Origin of the sequence: Bifidobacterium sp. UBA744, from assembly GCA_002298605.1 — a bacterium.
In the GTDB taxonomy this organism is placed as follows: Bacteria; Actinomycetota; Actinomycetes; order Actinomycetales; family Bifidobacteriaceae; genus Bifidobacterium.
In genome coordinates this window covers 1-22,288 of the sequence record DBKS01000015.1, presented here as the reverse complement: position 1 = coordinate 22,288, position 22,288 = coordinate 1, and the positions used below count along the sequence as shown (strand labels likewise).

General features: G+C 65.6%; 9 protein-coding genes. 5 read left to right on the top strand and 4 right to left on the bottom strand.

The features are described 5' to 3' along the window. Positions 1-257 precede the first annotated feature (257 nt). The 4 genes from B2994_RS01560 to B2994_RS01545 form a co-directional block, all read right to left on the bottom strand. Positions 258-1,520: an MFS transporter gene (locus B2994_RS01560; protein WP_291526650.1), complete on the bottom strand. Its 1,263-nt coding sequence runs from the start codon at positions 1,518-1,520 to the stop codon at positions 258-260. Continuing rightward, positions 1,520-2,278 carry a GNAT family N-acetyltransferase gene (locus B2994_RS01555; protein ID WP_291526649.1) on the bottom strand — a complete coding sequence of 253 codons (759 nt, stop codon included), beginning with the start codon at positions 2,276-2,278 and terminating at the stop codon, positions 1,520-1,522. Before B2994_RS01555 ends, B2994_RS01560 begins: the two co-directional genes overlap by 1 nt. Positions 2,279-2,380: 102 nt before the next feature. After that, positions 2,381-6,499, bottom strand: a complete 4,119-nt coding sequence (locus B2994_RS01550) for a UvrD-helicase domain-containing protein (protein WP_291526648.1) — start codon at positions 6,497-6,499, stop codon at positions 2,381-2,383. Next, positions 6,496-10,743 (bottom strand): PD-(D/E)XK nuclease family protein, encoded by a 4,248-nt coding sequence (locus B2994_RS01545; RefSeq protein WP_291526647.1) that lies wholly within the window; start codon positions 10,741-10,743, stop codon positions 6,496-6,498. The genes B2994_RS01550 and B2994_RS01545 overlap by 4 nt, the downstream gene beginning before the upstream one ends. A gap of 105 nt (positions 10,744-10,848) precedes the next feature. Here B2994_RS01545 and B2994_RS01540 point away from each other — a divergent pair, with 105 nt between their 5' ends. The 5 genes from B2994_RS01540 to B2994_RS01520 form a co-directional block, all read left to right on the top strand. After that, positions 10,849-12,051, top strand: a complete 1,203-nt coding sequence (locus B2994_RS01540; protein WP_291526646.1) for a serine/threonine-protein kinase — start codon at positions 10,849-10,851, stop codon at positions 12,049-12,051. A gap of 150 nt (positions 12,052-12,201) precedes the next feature. Continuing rightward, entirely contained in the window at positions 12,202-17,817 is a 5,616-nt protein-coding gene (locus B2994_RS01535) for an Ig-like domain-containing protein (protein ID WP_291526645.1), read from the top strand. Then, the gene (locus B2994_RS01530) at positions 17,814-19,037 is read left to right on the top strand and encodes an AAA family ATPase (protein WP_291526644.1); all 1,224 of its coding nucleotides are present in this window, start codon (positions 17,814-17,816) and stop codon (positions 19,035-19,037) included. Before B2994_RS01535 ends, B2994_RS01530 begins: the two co-directional genes overlap by 4 nt. Further along, a complete protein-coding gene (locus tag B2994_RS01525; protein WP_291526643.1) occupies positions 19,034-20,308 on the top strand; it encodes a DUF58 domain-containing protein in 1,275 nt (424 codons plus the stop codon). The genes B2994_RS01530 and B2994_RS01525 overlap by 4 nt, the downstream gene beginning before the upstream one ends. Beyond that, positions 20,305-22,288, top strand: a 1,984-nt coding sequence (locus B2994_RS01520; RefSeq protein ID WP_291526642.1) for a transglutaminase-like domain-containing protein, incomplete at its 3' end; no start/stop codon positions are given. The genes B2994_RS01525 and B2994_RS01520, both read left to right, overlap by 4 nt.

Genomic DNA, 22,288 nt, shown 5'->3' with positions numbered 1-22,288 from the left:
ACCGCCAGCCCAAGATGGCCGCACTCTTCCTGCGCGATCGTTGGATCGCCATTCCCGACTACCGCAAATAGCGACCTGCGAGTATACTGTGCGGTGGATGAGATCATTGCCGATCGCATTCGGTGAATGTCTCTCCATAGCATACGTACCCCAGCACCATCGCCACCGCGGCGCACACCTCCCCCTTCAAGAAGCGCCCAGGCGATGACAGACGCCCGAACCGGAAATCTCCTTTCAGCCGGTTCGGGCGTCTCTTTTCACATCCCGCGGCATCGCGAGCGACGACGGTTCAGCACCCATCCGAGAATGGCGAACGGCACCGCGCAGGCAGCGAACAGGAACGGCATCACCATGCCGAGCCGCGGACCGCCCGCATCGAGCACGATGCCGCTGATCGACGACCCCAACGATGCGCCGACCGAGCCACCGGTGGTCACCCACGCCAACCCTTCGGTGAGCCGCTGCGCGGGCACAACGTCCTTCACGATGAGATTGCCCGTGGCGAACATCGGCGAAACGAACAATCCGGTGACGACCTCCAGCAGCGCGAGCACCACCAGATGATGTATCGCCAGGCGGAATCCCACGTACCCGAGGGCGAGCGCGCAGAGAAACAGCACCATCAGCCGCCAGTGCGATCCCGGGAACCGGCGCGATCCGAAGATGAACGCCCCGGCGCACGAGCCGACCGCGAACATGGCCAGCTGCAGACCGACCATCCGCTCAAGACCCATCGACTTCATCGTGGCGGTGATCGAAACGTCAAAAGCCGTGAAACTCATGTTGAACACCACAAACACCAGCACCACAATCCACACACCCGGATACAGCAGCGCCGAACGCAGCGGCTCCCCCCGATCGGACGCGGGACGACGATTGCCCTCCACCTGGACCGGCATCATAACCGCGGGCGCCGTGCCCCTGAGCGAGAAGAACACCAGACCGCCGGCTCCCGCGGCCAGAGCGGGCGCATACAGCTGGGAGACCGGATGCACCGACGTGGCCAGGAAGGCGGCGAGAATCGGCCCGACGATGAACACGATCTCGTCGATGGCGGCCTCGAGCGCATAGGCGGTGTTGAGCAGGCTCTCCTCGTCGGCATGGCCCCGCAGCGCATACGACCAGCGGGTTCGCACCAGCGCGCCGATGGAGAATTGCGACAATCCGGTGATCACGGCCAACACGAACAGCGCCGGAATGGGAATGCGCAGCGCGGCGCCGGTGGCGAAGGCGAGCAGAGCGACGACCTGCACAGCCAGCGTCACGAATCCCAGACGGCGCTGGCCGAAGCGGTCGAACAGCCGCGCATAGAACGGCGTGACGATGGCGGCGGCAAAGATATACGCGGCGCTCATCGAACCGGCGACGGTCCAATTGTCGTACAGATGATTCAAGGCGAGCACAATGCCCAGTCCCATCATCGAAATCGGCAGTCGCGCAATCGCGGCGGACAGACAGAACGCCTTGGCCCCGGGCAGCTCGAACAGCCGCGCATACGGAGATCGGGAACGATCCGCCATCAACGCGCTCCCCTCCGACCGTTCTCAACCGGCTGCGGCGTAACCGCCCCCTCGTAGATGAAGCAGTCGTCGGCACCGGGACGATCGGCGAACATGTCGGTGAGATCGGCGCATTCGGCGCGGCGGCGATCCTCGAGGAACCGTCTGCGCTCCGGCACATGGACAAAGCGGCAAGCCACGCATTGCAAGCCCTGATGATCATAGAAGCCCACATCGCAGCTGGAGTCGGTGTGCAGATAGAAGCGCCGCACCGCATGATCGCGCAACGCCGCCTGGAATCGGCGCCATAGGGTGCCGCCCACCCGATGGCCTCGCGCCTCCTCGGCCACCAGGAACAGTTCCAGCTCGGCTCCGGTGCGCTGGTTGATGCCGACGGCGGCTTCCATATCTTCCTCCAGCACATGCCAGGCGACCGTTTCCGACAACCCGAGCGCCCCGTCGTCGGTGGCCTTCAGCTGTTCGTCCACCGCCGCCAACTGGGGTGCGGCCTGGGGAAACAGCACCGGATCGCCATCGATGCGAGCCAGGGTCACGCCTAGGAAACGTCCATCGGACGATTCGGCGATCTCGCCGCGTGTGGTGGGTTCAAGATAGTGCAGGACGAAATGCCTCGACAGCTCCCTGCTGAACGGCGTCGCGGCACCCGGGCCGGCAACGCCCCACGTTCTGTTGAATTCCTCGACAATGCTTTCGACATCGTCCCAGACGATGGGACGATAGACTACACGATCCGACTGAGCGGCATCCGCGGCGCACATGAGTTCAGCTCCTTACAACGTTGTGCGGCCCTATGGGAGGACCCATCGACGCTATCAGGCATCGGGCCGGCGCGCAACCCGGCGAGGGCCGGGCGAAGGCCCCTAGTCGAGATCGCTGTCCGGGGGGATGGCCTTGTCGAAGGACGAGAGGATCTCCCGATCGGTTTTCGGCTCGGCGGTGATCAGACGCCGTTGCGGATCCGATTCGGAGACGTAGTACAGCGCCGCGTCAATCCGCCCAATGGGCAGATCCTCAACCCTCGACAGCAGCAGGCGATACAGATCGAGCTGCGCGAGCTTGTGCCGCACCTCCTCCTGGGTGCGCGGCCGGCGACCGGTTTTCCAATCGACCACCGTATAACGGCGTTCGGCCGAATCGGGGCGTTCCGCCGAGCCGGGTTGTTCGGCGGACGGATCCAAAGGTCCGGCGAACACGGCGTCCAGCTTGCCGTTGATGATCTTGCCGGACAGTTCGGGCACGCTGACCACGATCTGCCGCTCGGCCCAGACCGGCACGCGCCTCGCCCACGGCGATTCCAGCAGACGGCGCTGCCATACGCCCAACTCGTCGTCGGCAGGCCCCACCCCCGGAGCGTCGGGGTGGTCGGGATCGAGCTTGGCGTTGAGCACCTGTTCCGCCCATGCGTGGAACACGGTTCCCGCCTGCGCGGACGGCGAGGCGACGCGAGGAATCGGACGGACGATCCCCCGCCAGTACTCCCGGGCCTCCCTGTCCGTCATATGCCCGCTGAGTGCCTGCATGGCGGTCACGGACTGGCGGCTGCCTGCGGTCACGCGCATGCCCTTGGCACGAACCGCAACGTCGAATCGCTCCGCGGGCACGCTTCCGCCCGCCTCCAGCAGTTCGCCCATCAGATCCCGGTCGTCGCACAGCAACTGCGCGCGGGTCAGCAGCGAGTCGTTCGGCGCGGGGCGCGACAACAGCCGCGGATCCCGTTCGGCGGCCTCAAGCCGACTGCTCACCGCCGCCGCACTGCGATCCAGCGCGTCGGCCACCCGGTCGGACAGTATTCCCGGCCACATCAGCGTGGCGTTGTCCAACTGGTCGCGCGACACCGGTCCGCGCCAGGCCTCACCGACCACAGCCTGCATGAAAGCGTTGGCATCGTCGCCCACGAAATATCCGACAGGCAAATCAGGCGAGGACTGCGGCAGCGGATTCGCGGTGGCGTCGACGGCGGCCACAACGCCAGTGTCGTCGACAACGTCTTCGGGACGAACCACGCCGGCATGGCGGGCCAGCGAATCGCGGACTTCCAGCCAGAAATTCGAAGCCTTGCCGTCCACGTCAAGCGCCTTGAGCGGCGCTCCCCCAGATCCGGCCGTGGACGGGTCGCGGCTGAGCGAACCGGAATCCGAGAACGTCAGCAGCGCGTCATAGCGCGCGCGGGTCAACGCCACATACGCCAATCGACGTTCGTCGGCATGGCGGCGGCGACCGTATTCCTCGCATTGCGTCAGCGCCAGCGCATCGGCGCCCATCGCCTCGGCGTCGTCATCGTCCGCAAGGCCCTTCTCCTTACGCATCGAGCCGAACACCTCGTCGTCGATGCTTTCCACATCGTCGAGCACGGCGAGCGCGGCTATAGGATCGGCATCGGCGCCGACAGGGGCGTCATGGGGAAATCGCGGCAGGATGCCCGCGTCCACGCGCATCGGAACGGGTACGGCGGCCGGATCGCTCAGCCAGGTATGCGCCGATTCGCGGTATTCGGGCGGCGTCCAGTTGCCGCTGTCGTCCAGCTGCCCCGGATGCGAAGCATCGGCTTCCACCTTGAGTTCGTCGCCTTGCTTGGTTGGGAACGACCCCTTGGACAAACCGACCACGGCCACCGCATCCCATTCCAGCCCCTTGGACTGGTGCACGCTCATCAGCATCACGTCGGCGGCTTCGTCGGGCGCGCCATGCGACTCCTCGGGAAGGCTGCCCAGTGAATCGACCCACGCCACGAATCCGCTCAGGGTGGCGTTCTGCCGCTCGGGGATCTCCTGCATATAGGTGTCGACCAGATCGACGATCGCACTCATCGACGCCCGGGACGGGGAAGGACGGGCGACGGATCGGGCATCGCGACCGCCCTGGCCGCCCCGATCCTCCTGATCGCTTCGACCGTCGTCGGCAAAGGCCTGCGCCACCACCGTGTCGATGTCAAGATCCAATGCCTCGATGGCCGCATGCACCGACGAGGCAATCGGGCGTCCCACCGTGCGCTGCACAGCACGCAGCGCCATCCCGGCGCGTCCGACGGCGGCCGAGCCCCCGTCGCTCAGCGCGCCCGACCGCTTCAGCAATGACGGCAAATCGTCACGCAGCAGCATATCGGGCAGAAACACCGCATTGGCCACCTTGTCGCGGTGCTCGCGCACCGCATCGGCCCACGTGCCGCGCGGCGCGTCGGCGTCGGCCAAGCCCGCCTCCACCAGCGCGCGGAAACGGTATTCGGTATTCATCTCCTCGGCAATATGCGCCAACGCGGCCAAATCCTCCGCGCCCACGGCATACCGGGGCGTGGCCAGCAGGCGCATCAGCGACGCCGAATCGGTGTGATCGGCCACCACATGCAGGATGGCCATCACGTCCCGCACCTCAGGGCGATCCATCATCGCCGAATATCCGACGGTTTGGACGGTGAGGCCGGCGTCCTCCAATGCGGCCTGATACAGCGGCATGGCGGTTTTCGACCGGAACAGCACCGCCACGCGAGGCGCCCGGCCTACCGCGCGTCCGGGATCGTCCACACCTTGCGCCCGGGCGCGCTCAAGAGCGGCGTTGCGCCATTTCCGACTGGCGTATCGCACAAACCGCACCACGCCGTCGATCTCCTGACCGCGCGTCTGATACCCCAGCACACCCAAGGTGCCGTCGGATTTGCCCGGCAGGGCGGACAGCGGCCGCACATCCACCTCATGCATCAGCGAACTCGAAGGCCGGCGGGGCGAGCGTCGCAGCGGCAAGGTGAGATTATTGGCCGCCTCGAGTATCAGTCGGGAGTTGCGGCGGGTGACCGACAGGGCCATGGGGTCCGCGAGATGGGTCTTGGTTGGAGCCATACCGGGGTGTGCGTCCAAGGCCGCATATGCCACGCGCGGACCCGGACCGCCTGCGCCGCCGCGCGCAATCATGCCAAAATCCTGCTGGAACATGCGGAACGCGCCCGGGCTGGCCCCTCGCCACGCGTAAATCGACTGGAACGGGTCACCCACGGCGCTCACCGCCGACCGCTGACCGTCGGCCATGCTCCCACCGGCATGGAACAGCGAGGCCAGCAGCATGGCCTGCGTGGTGGATGTGTCCTGATACTCGTCCAGCAGCACATGACTGTAGCGTCGGCGGCATTCCTCCCCGATCGAGTCGAATCGGGTGACCAGCTGGTACGCGGCGATGGTGAAGTCGCTGAATTCGGCCATGTTGAGCCGCCGCTTCGCCTTGTTGTAGGCGGCCACCATGTCGAGCAGCGTCTCGCGTTTGACCACCACGGACCGCAGATCGTCGGCTCGCATCAGACATACTTGGTGCAGATATGCGAACATTGCCTCACGCCATTGCGCAAGCCTGCGCTCAATATCCTTTTTGCCGCGCGGCTTCCTCGGCTTCCCGGGTTCGCTCTCGGGCACCGGCTCGTCGCCTATGGCACGGTTCAGACAGTCGGCGAAGCCGTGATCCCACGCCCGCACGCGTTCAATGCCTTCGTCGATGCTGTCGCATCCGCCGCCGATCATCGAGCCGCCGATGGCGTTGCTCAGGGCGATGACCTGCGACGCCAAGCTGGCGAAAGCACCCATGTCCCGTCCGGCGAGACGGTCGAAATGCTCGTCGATCACCTGGCTGGCGAGCTGCAACGCCCCGGCTTCGCTGAGCGGCTGGGTGTGCTGATCGAAGCCGACCAGCAGACCGTATTGCCGCACAATCGACTGGAAGAACGCGTCGTAGGTGCTGACGGTCGGCGCCAGGGCGCCTTCGGAGGTGACCGCCGATACGCGGGACAGCAGTTCGGAGGCGGCCTTGCGCGTGAAGGTGAGCCCGAGGATCCGCTCGGGCGGCACCCCCTGGTCGATCAGCCGGATCACGCGCTGGGTCATCGTGAAGGTTTTGCCGGAGCCGGCGCCCGCCACCACGAGCACGTCGGCGTCGACGGGAGCGTTCAGCACGGCCGCCTGTTCCGGCGACGGCGTGATATGTCCAACGGTCGGATTGCTCATAGTTGCCTCGTTTCGACGACGGTGTCCAGCACGCCCGAACAGGCCGGGCAGCGGCCGATGCAGCGGCAATGTTCAGTGTGGTAGGGCTGCGGATGCGCTTCGATGCGCGTGGAGATGCTGGCCGCGGCCGCGTAGAACACGCGGGCGATCATGGTCAGCGCCCACACGGCCTGGGTGCCGCGCAGCGCCACGAACCGCTGCCATACGGAGTCGTCCACTCCCCGCGGCGGATCGGACGGCAGCACGGCGGCATCGAACAATGACGCGGCTTTTTTGTAATGGTACCGAGGGGTGAACGCGGCGGCGTTCAGCGACCCGTCGGCGAACAGCGCCGGCTGGTAGGCGCTCTCCGGCGCGTAGCTTTCCGCCGGGTAGGCTTGTTCGGCGACGTGGAACAGTTCCGACTGCGCGATATCGGGGGCGTTGCGAACCGCTTCCCCGCCGCGCGGCCCGGTTTCGGGGAAGACGAGGCCCAGTTGGTAGCAGACCAGCTGCAGGTCGCTGAAGATCTGCGACAACGACGGCCTCTTACCGGTTTTGTAATCGATCAGGCGATACTGTCGGCGTCCGTCGGCGGTGACGCGCGTCTCCACGCGATCGATGCGTCCCGACAGCCTCACGGTCAGGGTTTCGCTCATGGCCTCCGGCCAGCCGCCGACCAGCGCGCCCATGATGGCCATGAGTTGCGAGGGACTGATCGGGTCCACGTCGGGGATTGCATTGTAGGCGGCGGTGATGTCACGCAGATCGAACCGTGCGGCGAAAGGCACCTCGCAGCGTGAGTTTTCCAACGTGCCGACCGTGATGGTGTTGGCGTTGCGCTCCGGATAGCCGGGCTCGTTGGACTCGACGAAATAGGTGGCGATGTGGGTGAGCATCGTCGCGGCCTGATCGTCGCGGCGTTGCATCTCATACCGTTCGCGCACATCGTCGATCGAATCGATGTCGGGACGCATGGACTGGTAGATCCGCATCATGCGGTCGGCGATCTCGTCCACGGTACAACCGGGCAAATCCAAGCCATCATTGCTGGCCTGCTCGGCGACGGCGTGGATGATCGTGCCGAAACCGGCAGCCGCGCTGGAGGGACGAGGCCCGGCGAACCGATGCTCAAGCAGCCAGCACACCGGGCACGCCCACAGGCCATCAACCGCCGATGGGGAAAGGGTGACGGTACGCGGCTCATTCGTCTCGGGCGGCTCGTTCGACGCGTCCGGCACCGTCGAGTCCTTCGCTGGCCGACCGACGCCATTATGCGACTGCCCCACGAACGCCCACATCCTCGGATCGGCTGACGTCATCGAGTTCGCAGCCAGCAGGGCCAGGGCATCCGCGGCGTCCCGCACCCGGGCGTCATCGAGCCACGACGTCCCGCCGCCTTCGGACGGACTGCGGCCGGCATCCTGTCGAGCCGCCGCACGGGTCAGCACCAGACGTGCGGCCGTGACCAGGCCACGGGGATCGGCGTCCAAACCGGCATACGCGCCGCCGTCGCCCGCTTCGGTGTAGTGATTGGCATCGCGCCGATAGCGCTCGGGCAGGAAACCATAGAGAAAATCGGATGGCGACGTCTCATCGTTCGCCGCCGCGCTGATCACCACGGTTTGCGTGGCACGGGTCAACGCCACCAACAGGCTTTTACGTTCGGCATACAAAACGCCGGCGAGCCGCGGATTGCCACCTGACGGCCCGCCTGCCGGCGGCACATCGTCCAGCAAGCGGCCCCGCAGCATCACATCGGCCAGATCCTCGCCGCCGAACATCGTGTTGCGCGGCGCCAGATTCGGCCACACATCCTGCTGCACGGCGGGTATCCACACCATCGGCCAGTGCCGGCCAACCGCGCCGGCGGGCGTGGCGAGCGTCACGGCCTGCTCCACCGGGCTGACATGCGCCAGCGAATCCGCCTCGACATCCATCGCCCGCACCTGATCGATGAACCCGGTGATGTCGGAGGCCGCAGTGGAGTCCTCGGCGAACTGGAACAATCGCATCGCCACGTCGAGCCGATCGTTGGCGGCCCTGCCGGCGGCGGTATTGCCCAGGGCGAGCCTCTGCCACATCTTGTCGACCCCCGCGGCCTTCCATGCCGCCGACAACGCGTATTGCGGGCTCCTGGACGATATGCGGGACAGCCCCTCGGCGGTGTCGCGCACCAGATTCCAGGCCCGGGCGAAGGCCTCGGCCTGATCGTCCGCGCGCCCGGCCCGCGTGCCGCATACCGCGCGAATGGACGCGAGGACGGCGTCGGCGGCCGACGTGTCGAAGACGAGCAGCAGATACATGGCGTCACGGCCGAAAGGCAACGTCCCCTCGTCGGCCGGCGCATTGGCATCGTCGAGAATGGCGTCGCTCACCTCGATTCCCCGCTCGGCCGCGGTCCGCGAGCGCCGATCACTCACAGCGGCCCGCAGGGTGCGCCACGCGGCCACCAGCCGTGGCAAAGCGGCCGAGGCCGACGTACCGGACGCATCCGATGCGGCGGCGGCAACATCGGCGGAGGCTGCGGAAGAGGCTGCGGAGGTCGCATCCTCGGCGACACCGCTTGCGGCAACCGAATCCGAAGCAACCACCCCGGCCAGCGACTGCAGCGCATCCATCGCCGACTCCGCCACCGACAACCGCGCGGGATACCCCTCATCGCGGTCATTCGCCCCCACGGTGATCAGCGGCGAATTCATCACATCGGCGAGACGCGAGCGAATATATCGCGCGGCGCGCGCCAAGCCCATCGAACACGCCTCCAGACCGCGATTCATCATCCCGGCCAATTCGATCGTCGAAAACAGCGCCTGGACGAATGGCTCGTCCTTCAACGGGCGCGTCACCGACGAGTAGATCACCGGAACGCCCTCGCGCCGCAGCCTTTCCCCGATTGCGCGAACCGTGGCGTTGTCGTGCGCGATCACGGCCATGTCGTTCCAGGCGCGCCGGGCCGAACCGTTCAATCCCAGATGCTCGCGTTTGATACGCCAGACCACGTCGTCGATTTCCTCGCGCGGCGATCGGTACAACCCGGTTGTCACGCTGCCATCGGACGGCAGCGCATCCGCGTCGTCCAATGCGGCGATCGGAAAGGATCCCCGATATGCGGGCAGTTTGCCGGGCCTGCGCACAATCGGCAGATCATCGTCCTGAACCGAGGCGATCGACAGGCTCACCCGGCTCGCCACCAAGTCAAGATAGCTGGGGGCCTGCGGGGCGGATGACCGGTCTCGCGTCAACGTCCGCTGTTCGACGCCATCCCATCCGCGCACCTGAGAGAAGAGATATTCCGGATACGACCCTCGGAACGCCTGCACGGACTCATCCGGATTGCCCACCAGCACCAGGTGGCAACCATGACGATGCAACGCCCGCAAAAACGCCAATCCGGCCAATGTGACGTCCTGGAAGTCATCCACCACCACGCAGCGGGGCAGAGCCTCGTCGTTCAGCCGGTCCACGGCGGCCATGCCCTCCACCAGCAGCAGCGAGGAGTCCAGGCGACATTCCGGCGCATACGTGGACTCGATGGCCGCCGCGTATTCCCGACGCAGCGCGAACGCCAACCGCCACTGCACCTTCAGCCGCATGGTCCGGGCGGTCGGATGACGGTCGACGTCCAGGGCGTGCAGCGCATCGTTCTCGCCGGACATCGACACGCCAAGCTCGTTCATGCGCGCCAGCATGTCGCGCAGCTGCTGGACAAACGCGCCGCTCAGACCGCGCTGCAGCAGCATGGCGTCGTCACCGGCCCGGGACCGAGATCTCGACCGAGATCGAGACGCCTGGTCCCCCATCCGCAGCACGTCGGACCAGTCGGCCTGGGTCATCACCAGCGACGGCCATGACGACGAGACGAAATACTCCGCCAGCAGCCCGCACACGGCGCACTCCCCCGACTCGCCGGCCAGCACATGGCGGATGTGAGCGGCAAGCACCCCGCGCAGCAAAGCGTCCTGCTCGGCACCGTTCAGTAGTCGCGGCGCGGCGAGCCCCTCCTGGGCGCGCGCCGCGGATATCTGGCGAAAGGCGATGGCCGACAGTGTCGTCACCGGCCGCACCTGAGCCGACGCCCCCAGCTCGCGGATCACCTGATCGCTTAGAGCATCCGCAACCTTGCGACCGGACACGGCCATGAACGCCCGCTGCTGTCCAACGTCATCGATGCCCGTCAGCAGCTCGCGCAACGCGAACGCCGTTTTGCCGCTTTTCGGCTGGCCCGTCACCAGCAGCACCTTCGTCTTGCCGCTCTTCGTCATGCCTCCAGCCTAGGTTATTCGGCCAACAAGCCTCCGGGGCGACTTGCGACGTCCCGTTTCCGGCGCGGCTATGATGGACGCATGCAATGAGGCAGGGGGAATCGCATGGCCGAATACACGGGATCGCATGAGCCGCGGGGACCGGCGAAGCCGATCGGATGGTCGGACGATGGACATCCGATGGGCGGCACCGACGGATTGCCGGCCGACTACGAGGCGCTGCGGGCGCTGGGAGAGGGGACCAGCGCGGTGGTGTATCTGTGCCGCGAACGCGCGACCGGCCGCGAGGTGGCGATCAAGGCGTTTCGCGGCAGATTGGTCGACCGGGGCGCCGCGCAACGTTTCCGCGCCGAAGCCAACATAATGGCAATGCTGCGCGGCCACCCGCATATTCTCACCGTGCACCGCGCTGATATCACCCCGAATGGCCTGGCCTATTTGGTGCTCGAGTACGCGCCCAACGGAAGCATCCGGCAACTGATGCGAAACCGAAGGCTCACCGAACGGCATATGCTCGACGTCGGCATCGCCGTGGCGGGCGCACTGGCCACGGCACATCGGCGAGGGATTGTGCACCGTGACGTCAAGCCCGGCAATATTCTGATCACTCGGCGGGGCCTGCCGGCGCTGGCCGATTTCGGCGTGGCAGCCGGCGTGTACGAGCATGCCGCCACGGGATTTTCCACACCATGGGCGGCACCCGAGTTGCTCACCGGGGAGAGCGGCGGCAACGAATCGTCGGACCTGTACTCGCTGGCGGCGACGATGTTCGCCATGCTGACGGGACGCTCTCCGTACGAGTACGCCTATGCGCCGCGCACCAACGACGAGCTCGCGCAGGCCATTGTCTTTCGGCCACCGCCCGTCGTCGAACGGAGCGTTGCGTCCCCCTGCGTGGCGTCGCTGCTCACGAGGGCACTGAGCAAGATCCCTGCCGAACGCCCGTATTCCGCCGTGGAGTTCGCGCGGGACATGCAGCTTGCGCAGCACCGCCTGGGATTCGAGGTCACGCCGCTGACCGTTGACGGGGTGGCGCCGTATCCGGCGCGGATGGGAGGTGCGGGATCACCGCCGCGCATGGAGGACGGCGAACGGCCCGCATCGGCGCATGCAACGGTGCCGCGGAGCCATGGATCCATCAGGCGCAGGGCCGTCGCAGGAGCCGCTGCGGTGATTGTCGCGGCGATTGTCATGGGCGCGATGGTCTTGGCAATGTGGCGCTTCGGCGACGCGATCCCCTCGGAAACCGGCATTCAGGTCGCCTTGGGAACCATCCGGCCAGTCGCTTGTGGACAACTCGTTGGATAGCGTTGGACAGCATTGGACAGCATTGGACGACACGCCCGGAAACCGCGTTCCGTGGGGGTCGTTCGTCAACAATGCCCATGCAGTTCGCCCGATCGCCCCCGGAGCGGTTAGCGTGCAGCCATGACGTAACCTCATGCGAAAGGCGCACCCATGGCAGCACGACATACACGGCATCCGCATCCGCCGACGACATCCGGCACCGGGACATCCGGCACTGGTTCGCGCGCGCCGTCGCACAGCACTCCGCAAACATCTTCGTCCGCGTTGCCGCGGCCCGAGACGCATCGACGCGGACATGCCGTCTGGATTGCGCCGATTGTCGCGCTGATCATGCTGCTTGGCATCGTCATGGGAGCGGCACTGCTGAATTCCGTGACGCGGCGACGCATCGAATTCGACGACGGCACGGCCTGGATCGTTTCGCAGGCCGACCGCGGCATTGCGCGATTCAACGTCCGGTCTCGGCAAATCGAGGCAACGCTGCCAGCGACACAGCCCCAATTCACCGTGCTGCAAAGCGGCGACCGCGCCGCGCTGCTTGACGGGTCACGCATCGCAGGCATTGACGCGGCCACGCTCATCACCACGGATGGCATGTCGCCGGTGGACGGGACCGGCGGATCCAACGACATTGACGTTGCCGTCGGCGGCGGCACCGTCGCGTTTCTTCTCGTCCACACCGGCGAGGTATGGGCCGGGGAGCTGGATGACGTCGACCGGTTTGGCCCCGGTGACGAACCCGTGATGCAACTCGGCGAAGGCGGGCTCGTCGCCGTCGACCACACCGGCGCGCTGTACGGGTATCGGCCGCGTGACGGGATGGTGTTGCGCATGGACCGGCCGGTAGGCGAACTCCGGGAACTGGGATCGCTGAGCCATCATTCGCCGCAGTCGGCCGATTCCTTCACTGTGGTCGGCGGCACGCCGATCATAGCCTCCGGAACCGAACTGGTCTGGCGAGCAGGACGCATTGCGATTGACGCCCAGCCGCCATTCCTGCTGCAGCAACCGCCCGCCGACACCAGGCAAACGGGCTGGGTCGCATTGACCGCACCGTCTGCGATCGTCGCCGCGAATCTGACGCACGCGACCTCGGCACAGCTCGCCATACCCGCCGCCGACGAAGCCGTGGTACACGGCTCGGCGGTCCAACCGGTTTCCAGCGATGGATGCGTCCATATGGCCTGGGCGCGGCCGGACAAGAACTACATCAAGCTATGCGGCGCCGACACCGTGGACGAACTCGACCGGGCCGACGTCGACCCGCGGCTCACCCTCGCGCAGGTCACCGACTCCTCAAGCCTGACGTTTCAGGTAAACCACCGCCAGGTCGTTCTCAACGACACCTCCGACGGCACCGTTTGGATTCCAAACGTTTCCTTGGACGCCATCGTCCCGCAATGGAATCTTGCCCAACCGCAATCCGACGGGGACGACGACGGCATCACACGCGCCACGAGCATCGATCCGACATTCGACGACTCGTGCACGCCGGAATCCGGGCAGATCACCGCCGTCGACGATGAATTCGCAGCCAGACTCGCAACCAGCCGCATACTTGACGTGTTGGGCAACGACCGGCAAACCGACTGCGCAGTGCTGCGCATCACCCATGTCGACGCACTCAGCGAAACCACCGCAACGGTGCTGCCGATTCACAACGGCCGGTATCTGCAGCTTGACGCTGCGACGGAAGCCGCTTCGCCGCCACTGCGCTTCCGATACACCATATCGGACGGACGGGGACAGACGTCGTCGGCGACAATCACGGTGCATCTGCGCGACCACACCGGCAACAACGCCCCGGAGCAGACCGGCGACCCGCCGGAATACGCCATCGAACAGGGCGCCCTGAGGACGCTGAACGCGCTCGGAGCATTCAACGATCCGGACGGTGACGACCTCACGCTCATATCGGCGAGCGCACGCGACACCAGCGGGAGAGCGAACGGCGAATCCGGCTCCGGCAACGGTCTTGCCGTGTCCGCCCGCGCCGATGGACAGCTCACCGTCAGCGCCGGTCCCGCGATTTCGGGTCGCAACGCCGTGACGGTGACGGTTTCCGACGGTCGGACAACCGCCACGGGAGTGATCTACGTTGTGGCGCATCAGCCAGGCACACTGCCGGCGGCACTCGATCCGGTTGTCGTACGCGCTGCGCCCAACACCGCCGTCACCGTGGATCTCACCCCATATGTCCACCGCACATCGGCGCAACCGGCACGCCTATCCGCCGTTGAGGCGCCACCCGGCGCCAGCGCAACCGTACAGGCCGGCACGCTGTCGTTCACCGCTGCCGCGGCGACGCTCGGCAGCACATATATGCCGTTCACCATCGCGCAAGGGGCGATTGACGCCATCGGCCTGGTTCGCATTGACACCGACATGCCCGACGGCCAACATCACACGCCTCTGCTCGCCAACGACGTCGCCATATTGGACGCATCCGGCACGGCCGTCATCGAGCCGTTGCGCAATGACGTCGATCCACTTGGCGGCGTACTGGCGATCACCGGCACGGATGACCTCTCGCAGGATTCCGGTCTGGAATGCAGCATTGTCAGCCATCATCGCATAGCGGTCACCACCCGCCGCGCGCTCTCCGCGCCGATCCGGCTGATCTACCACGCCGCCAACGCCGAGGCCTCATCCAGCGCGGCAATCGTGGTGCAGCCGTATATCGCGCCCGAAACGCCCGCGCCGCTACAAGCCGACGATTTCAGCGCGACCGTGCGCACCGGAGGCGTGCTCACGCTCAACGCGCTCGACCACGTCAGCTCTGCACCCATGACGGATGTGCATCTATCGCAGGATATCGACGTGGACGCCGCGAACTTTGACGGGCTGATCTTCGCCTCGGACGAAACGATCCGATACCAGGCGCCGCAAACCGCAGGCACCTTCACGGCCACCTACACCGTCTCCGACGATTACGGCGCCACGGATTCCGGCACCGTCACCATCACCGTGCGCCAATCCGACGAACGCACCAAGGCGGCTCCCGCCCCACGCGACGTCACCGCACAGGTGGCCGCCGGCGCAACCGTGCGCATTCCGATCACACTCACCGGCATCGATCCGGACGGCGATGACGTCATTCTGTCGGGACTGGGCAACACAACCGCGCAGTTGGGCCGCGTCACCGACATTGACGCGTCGGGCTTGGTCTATGAGGCATACCCCGATTCACAGGGCACCGATACCTTCACATACGCCGTGGAGGATTGGACCGGGCAACGCGCGCAGGCCACCATCCGCGTAGGCGTCCTCCGAACACAGGTCGCTTCGGCCGTTCACGCGCGCGATGACGCTATAACGCTCAGGCCAGGCACCAGGGCCAGCGTGCCGGTGACCGGCAACGACATTTCCCAGGACGGCACGCCGCTGCGCCTGATGGACCATGTCGAGGCGCAGGGCGTCGATGACGTTCAAGTGCATGGCGACTCGCTGACGCTGCTCACGCCGGACACGCCCGCCACCATCCATGCGGTCTATCAGGTCAGCAATGCGGCGGGAGTGACCGACACGGCCACATTGACCGTGCACGTGGACCCGGAAGCCGCCATCGACCCGCCGTCTGCCGCCGATTATCACGTGCCGCCGGCCGCCACTATCGACAAACGGACTATCGAAGTCGACATCGCCCCGTGGATCTCCAACCCATCGGGCACCAACGACGAACTCCGCGTAACAGTCCACGAATCAGCGGGCGATCATGCGCGCATGGTTGACGGCAAACCGACCACCATCGCCCTGGAGCTGACGGACCGGACCCGCATGGTACCGTACCAGGTCACCAACACCGTCCACAACCTCACGTCAACGGCTTTCATCCAAGTGCCGGCCTATGGCGTCTTTCCCCCCATGCCACGGCCGAAAGCCCCCGCGCTCATCGTCAGCTCCGGGGCCAGCATCACCATCGCCGTGGCCGACTATGTGCGCGTAGGAGCCGGTAAAACCGCATCCATCGAATCCCCAGAATCCGTCAGCGCAACCAAATCAGATGGCGACAACCCCTATATCGACGCGCACACCTTGCGCTTCACCGCGGCCAAGGGGTATGCCGGTCCCGCATCAATCACCTTCACCGCAACCGACAGCGAGCGCAACGCCCGCCATGGCCCCGCTTCCCCCACAGCCGATGACGGGCGCGGCGAAATCGTCAGCACCGCGGTGATCAGCCTCGACATCACCGTGCTCGGCAAGGACGTCCCTCCCCCGACACTGTCGCAGGCAAGCATCGACGTGGCGGCCGGCGAGCCGGCAACCACCGTGGCGCTTGACTCGCTAACGCATATGCCGGACGGGGCGTCGCCAAACGCATACACCATCACCTACGCCTCGCCCGGCACACACGGCGATGTGACATCACATGTCACCGCCGATGGCACCATGACGATCGAAGCCGCCATGGACGCCAAACCGGGAACAGCCGTCGCCATACCCGTCGCCCTGCACTATGAGCACGACCCCGATACGCGCGGTACCGTCGCCACGGAAATCACCGCACGCGTCACACGCTCCTCCAAGCCTCTCGCCAGGCTCAGCGCAACGCCCATCACGTTGCGGGCGGGGGCGCCAACCACAGTGGACATCTTCGAAGGCGCCTATAATCCTTTCCCCGACACCCCGCTGACGATCAAGGAGCTTGGCCTCGCAGACGACTCGCGCATTCGGGTGACGCACACCAATGAGGGGATCGTGACGTTAACGCCCGACACCGGTGCCGGTGCGCTCGCCACCACGATGACGGTGACCGTGGAGGATGGCACTCATACGGTCGACCGACATGTCCGCGCCATCATCGCGATCTTCGTGACGGACCGCCCGTCTCCGCCGGCGCTGTCCACTGCCGCGGTCAGCACGCAAGACGGCGCCGTCACCCTGCGTTGGACGCCCGGCCAGGCGAACGGCAGCCCGATCAGCGAATATCGCGTGGATTACAGCACAGAGGGGCATCGGGGCTCCCTGTCCTGCGGCTCCAACACCATATGCACCGTATCCGGTCTGGCCAACGCGATGCCATATTCCTTCACCGTCAGAGCGCGCAACGCCAACGGCTGGTCGGAGGACTCCAACGTCGTAATCGGCACAGCGGATCGCACGCCTTCCGCGCCTGCGAACGTGCATATCGCAGGAGGATACCTCAACGCCTCCGTGACATGGGAGCGACCGGATTACCAGGGAAGCGCCCCCACTCACTACACCGTGGTCCTATTGGGCAACGGCATCGAAGTCGCGACCAAAACCAGCCACTCGCTATCGGAGCGGTTCGACGTCCCGGCTTCCGCCATCACCGATGGCGGCCAATTCACCGCCATCGTCACGGCATATAACCAGATGGGTGCCGGGCCAGGCGGAGAAGCGAGCGAACCGGCACTGGTCTGGTCAGACCCCAGCACGCCAGTGATCACTGTGACGCAACGTCCCGGCACCGCCATTGTCGACGCCGCCGTCACACTAACGGACACGCGCAACGCCGGCTGCGTCCAGATAGCGCTATCCGAAGCCTTCGAAGCCTCGCTGCCCTGCGACGCAGCCTCCGCCACCTTCGGAATCGGCGACAACAAGGCAGGCAGCGAATTGACACTCACCGCAACCGTGCTGCCACGCCAGCCCGGGGCCAAACCCGCAACCGCATCGGTTTCGTTCATCGCGCATGCGGTCATCGCCCCGCCCGAATCGGAAACGCTCGAGGGCGTCGCAGATCAAGTCACACCGTTTACGCACCCCGCAACCGTCCTTGTCCGGACAGGGAGCCGATGATGACCGCAATGCCGAACCCGGCGCAATCAGCCGCCGATCATCCGTTCCAAGCCAGCGCACAGTTGTCCGATTCCACGCGGATAGCGGACCGCACGCAGCTGTCGGACCGCACATGCCCGGCGGCCGTGGCTCCAAAGGCAATCCCACCGCATACGACTGGCCAATGGCATCCGTCTCATGCGTCCCGGTCATCGTCGTCGGCCTCGATTCCGGCAGCATCCGATCACCGGCGCCGGCAGCAACACGCAATCCGGGACGCGACCGAATTCCGCCAGGCGGCAGACGCGCTGACCCAAGCCATATCAACCGCCGTGCTGGGCAAGGAAACCTCGATCCGGCGCTGCGTCACCGCACTTATCGCCGGCGGACACATCTTGCTCGAGGACACTCCAGGCACCGGCAAAACGCAACTGGCACGAGCCCTGGCCAACGCGCTGGAAGCATCCTACTCCAGGATCCAGTTCACGCCGGATATGCTGCCCGGCGACGTGACAGGCATCACCGTATACCGCCAGCGCACCGGTGATTTCACATTCCGCCCCGGACCGATTTTCGCGTCGATCGTGCTCGCCGACGAGGTGAACCGCTCATCGCCCAAAACGCAGTCGGCGCTTCTGGAAGTCATGGAGGAGCGACAAGTCACCGTCGACGGCGCACGGCACCGGGTACCTCAGCCGTTTATGGTCATCGCCACCCAAAATCCCTACGATCAGGCGGGTACATACCGGCTGCCCGAAGCACAGTTGGACCGCTTCTTCATCACGCTGTCGCTTGGGGCTCCGGACCATGCCGCCAGCATCACCCTGTTGAGACAGGCTTCCGTCATCGACCGGGCCGCACTGGTCACACCGGTGCTCGACGGCGAAGGCATCCTCGCCTTGCGGTCATATGCCGAAACGATTCACATCGGCGACCAGGTGCTGGAATATATCGTCCGGCTGGTTGAGGCGACACGGCACCATGAGCTCATCGCCTGCGGCGCATCCATCCGCGCCGGACTGGCGTTGGTTCGCGGCGCGCGAGTGTGCGCGGGTCTGGAGGGTCGGGATTACGTGACTCCCGACGATGTTCGCGACCTTGCAGTCAGCGTGCTTGCACACCGCATTGTGCTGAAGTCGGAAGCCATATGCTCAGCGACGACCTCCAGGCAGATCATCATGCAGCTGCTGGATAATGTGCCGGCCCCACAGTCGGCCGCCATACGACGGGGGCCACGATGAGAACCGCATTCAGACGGGCGGTGCGCCACGTGTCGCGCACGGTACGAGGATCCATACTGTCCTCATTGGGATGGGCGACGACCGCAACCAGTCTCGCCTGCATCGCAACCTCCGCGTTACTTGGTTGGAGGGAGCTGTTCGCGGCCGGATTCGCTGGATTCGGCATCGTAGTATGCGCGGCGATTATGGCGACGCGTACCCCGCACCTCGCCGCCACACTTGACGTGCGCGGCACAAGCGTCAATATGGGCGACGCCATTGGCGTCACCGCCTGCATCACCGCCAAACGGCATCATCCTACGGCAACGGCCGCCCACTGCACGTTCCGGATCGGGAACGACACGCGTCGAATCGACATTCGCTCCGTCACACCGGCCAACCCACACAATCTCACGCTGACGATCCCAGCCGATCGACGCGCCGTGATCCCCATCGGCCCACTGGTCGCGACAACCGGCGACCCGCTGGGATTGGCTCGACGCAGCGTCGCGTTGACATCGACGGTCAACGTGCATGTGCATCCGAGGATTCTCCAAACAGGCCCCCTGCCCATCGGCGTCACGCATGATCTTGAGGGAAGGTCGGGCAGCGACCCGGCAAGCAATGACCTGGACCTCTACGAGTTGCGCGACTATGTACCGGGCGACGACCTTCGCCATGTTCACTGGCCGTCCTCGGCCAAAACCGGCTCCCTTCTGGTTCGCCGCTATCAGGCTACGCAGCATACCGCCATCCGGTTGCTGCTCGATCTCAACGCCCATAGCTATGCGGCACCGGAGGAATTCGAGCTCGCCGTCACGCTGTACGCCTCGCTCGGGGTGCAGGCATTGCGTGAGCATCGTCCACTGGCGACAGGCGACGACTCCCACCGCATCCGCGTGCATGACGCCAACACGTTCCTTGACCGGTGTAGCGCCTTGCAAACTTCCCCCGGCGCATGCAACACAACGCCCATATTCCACACGCCCATATTCCAAGGACCAGCCGGCCCCGGACAGCCGAATGCAGCGACCGGACCAAACCGTTCAGACGGTCCGGACGGACACGCCAGCCACAATGCCGCCGCCATATCGCTGTATCTGGTCGTTGTCGGCTCGCAGCTGCCACTCAACGACATTCGTCGCTTCGCACGGACCGTGTCGGCCAGCCCCGTCATACTGCTACGCAGCGCAATCGGCGAACAGTCCGGCGTCGCATGGGATGCCGTACACCGTCTCGTCACCGTCGGCGCCCCCAAGGATCTGCCGTTCGTCATGGAGGCACTGCGATGAGCATATCGTCACTATCCGCGTCAATGCGTCAGCGTCCCGCCGCGCGACCGGCGACGATGCGCACACCGCACGCACCGGAGACGATCGGCGTGTGCGCCGCCGCGCTGGTCGCCGCGAGTCCTCTGATCCCTGTATACGGATCCCCGGAGCTCTGGCTGCGCGGCGCCGTTCCAGCCACACTCATCGGCGCGCTCATCGCAGCCGTCACGCCCCGACGCCACACCCTTCATTCGCTAGGGCAATGCGTCCTGATGCTTGTTTCGCAGGGTTTGATCGGACCGATCATCACCCTGCCGCACACCACTGTCGTCCATATAGTACCCACCGGCCGTACAGTGACGCAGGGCCTGCTCAGTACCTTGGGCTCCTTCAAGCAGCTTCTCGCACTCACGCCTCCCATTGGGTCCGATAACGGGTTGCTCATGGCCGTGTGGACCATTGCGCTGTTCACGACATTCCACGCCGTTTCGGCATTGACGATCGGCAACCGCGCGCTGGGAGCCGCATTGAGCGCGGCCTCCATTGCGCTGGCCTTCGCCGCCGCCTCACTGCTGGGAACCCATCATGGCTGGCATCCCACGGCAATCGGCATACTGCTCATTGTGACAGAGCTGCTGATCAGCAGCCGACATATGGGCCTGATTGATCCGACACGATGGACGAGTCTCATACTGGTACTTGCCATATCCGTCACCACCGCCTACTGCGGCACGCAATGCATTGGGCAATCCGGGTCCCGTTTCACGTTACGTGACCGCTATCTGCCTCCGCTCAGCTCATATGCCGCCGTCAGCCCGCTCAGCGGCATGCGCGCCATGATCGCCAACCATCGCGACGACCCGATGGTTACGGTCACCGGCCTGCCACCGGACACACCGCTGCGTCTCGCGGTGATGGATCGTTTCGACGGCACGGTGTGGAATCTCGCAGACACGAACGCCGCCGGCTCGGGCGATTTCCGTCGCATTCATGAGCGCTTGAACGGTACCGCGGCAAGTCCGGGCACGCCATTCACCGCCACCTTCACCGTGCACCCCGACTATCGCGAGGCATGGCTGCCCCTGGCCGGCCAGGCATCATCCATACATATCAACCAGGCGGAGCCGGCCGATCAGCCCGTGGCTGTGTATGCCAATGCATCCACCTCCACCGCCTTCGTATCGGAAGCCACCTCCACGGCCATCGCATCCGCAGGCGAACTGCGATATGTCGAGACCGGGATCATTCCAGACAAGCCAAGCGCGGAACGGATTGACGCCGCCTCAGGCGCGACGACAGACGGCGATCAGACCGTCAAGCCGGACGGACGCACCGCCGACGCCCCGGAAACGGTCAGACAGTTCGCCAATAGCATTGCGGCGGGCTTCACCACCGACGGGGCGACCGTCCGCGCGGCGGCCGCCGCCTTACAGCAGCGAGGCTGGTTCTCGCATGGTTTGGATGGCGAATATCCATCCCCGCCTGGTCATGGCAGTTACCGGCTTGACCGTATGCTCACCGATCCGATCATGGTCGGCGACAGCGAGCAATACGCCTCTCTTATGGCATTGGCGGCAAGGGAACTGGGCATCCCATCGCGTGTGGTGCTCGGCTTCATATCCCAGGGCACCGGGACGGATGCCGGAGCAGGCGCCGGCGACCCCGCAGACGCCCCGACCGTCTTCACCGGCAAGGACATAGCGGCATGGGCGGAGGTCAATCTGGACGGGTTGGGATGGACGCCGCTCAATCCCACGCCCAACGTCTCCAAAATCCCCGATGAAACAACTCGAGCCGCGAACGACACCTCGGAGCCGTCCATCCGTCAGCCTCCGCCTCCGCTCGACGATCCACTCCGTGAACAACGGCAATTCACAGGTCAAACCACAATCGGCGGCGACAACGCGGACGCCCCGGCGACCCCGGCATCATCCTGGCGTACCGCGCAGCGTATAGCGACAGCCGTGGTCTTGTGGGGCAGCCCGATCTGGCTCGCTCTGC

What these genes read in the sequence shown, in the direction of transcription:
- B2994_RS01560 (WP_291526650.1), bottom strand. Translation starts at nt 1,520, where the DNA reads ATGGCGGATCGTTCCCGATCTCCGTATGCGCGGCTGTTCGAGCTGCCC.
- B2994_RS01555 (WP_291526649.1), bottom strand. Translation starts at nt 2,278, where the DNA reads ATGTGCGCCGCGGATGCCGCTCAGTCGGATCGTGTAGTCTATCGTCCC.
- B2994_RS01550 (WP_291526648.1), bottom strand. Translation starts at nt 6,499, where the DNA reads ATGAGCAATCCGACCGTTGGACATATCACGCCGTCGCCGGAACAGGCG.
- B2994_RS01545 (WP_291526647.1), bottom strand. Translation starts at nt 10,743, where the DNA reads ATGACGAAGAGCGGCAAGACGAAGGTGCTGCTGGTGACGGGCCAGCCG.
- B2994_RS01540 (WP_291526646.1), top strand. Translation starts at nt 10,849, where the DNA reads ATGGCCGAATACACGGGATCGCATGAGCCGCGGGGACCGGCGAAGCCG.
- B2994_RS01535 (WP_291526645.1), top strand. Translation starts at nt 12,202, where the DNA reads ATGGCAGCACGACATACACGGCATCCGCATCCGCCGACGACATCCGGC.
- B2994_RS01530 (WP_291526644.1), top strand. Translation starts at nt 17,814, where the DNA reads ATGATGACCGCAATGCCGAACCCGGCGCAATCAGCCGCCGATCATCCG.
- B2994_RS01525 (WP_291526643.1), top strand. Translation starts at nt 19,034, where the DNA reads ATGAGAACCGCATTCAGACGGGCGGTGCGCCACGTGTCGCGCACGGTA.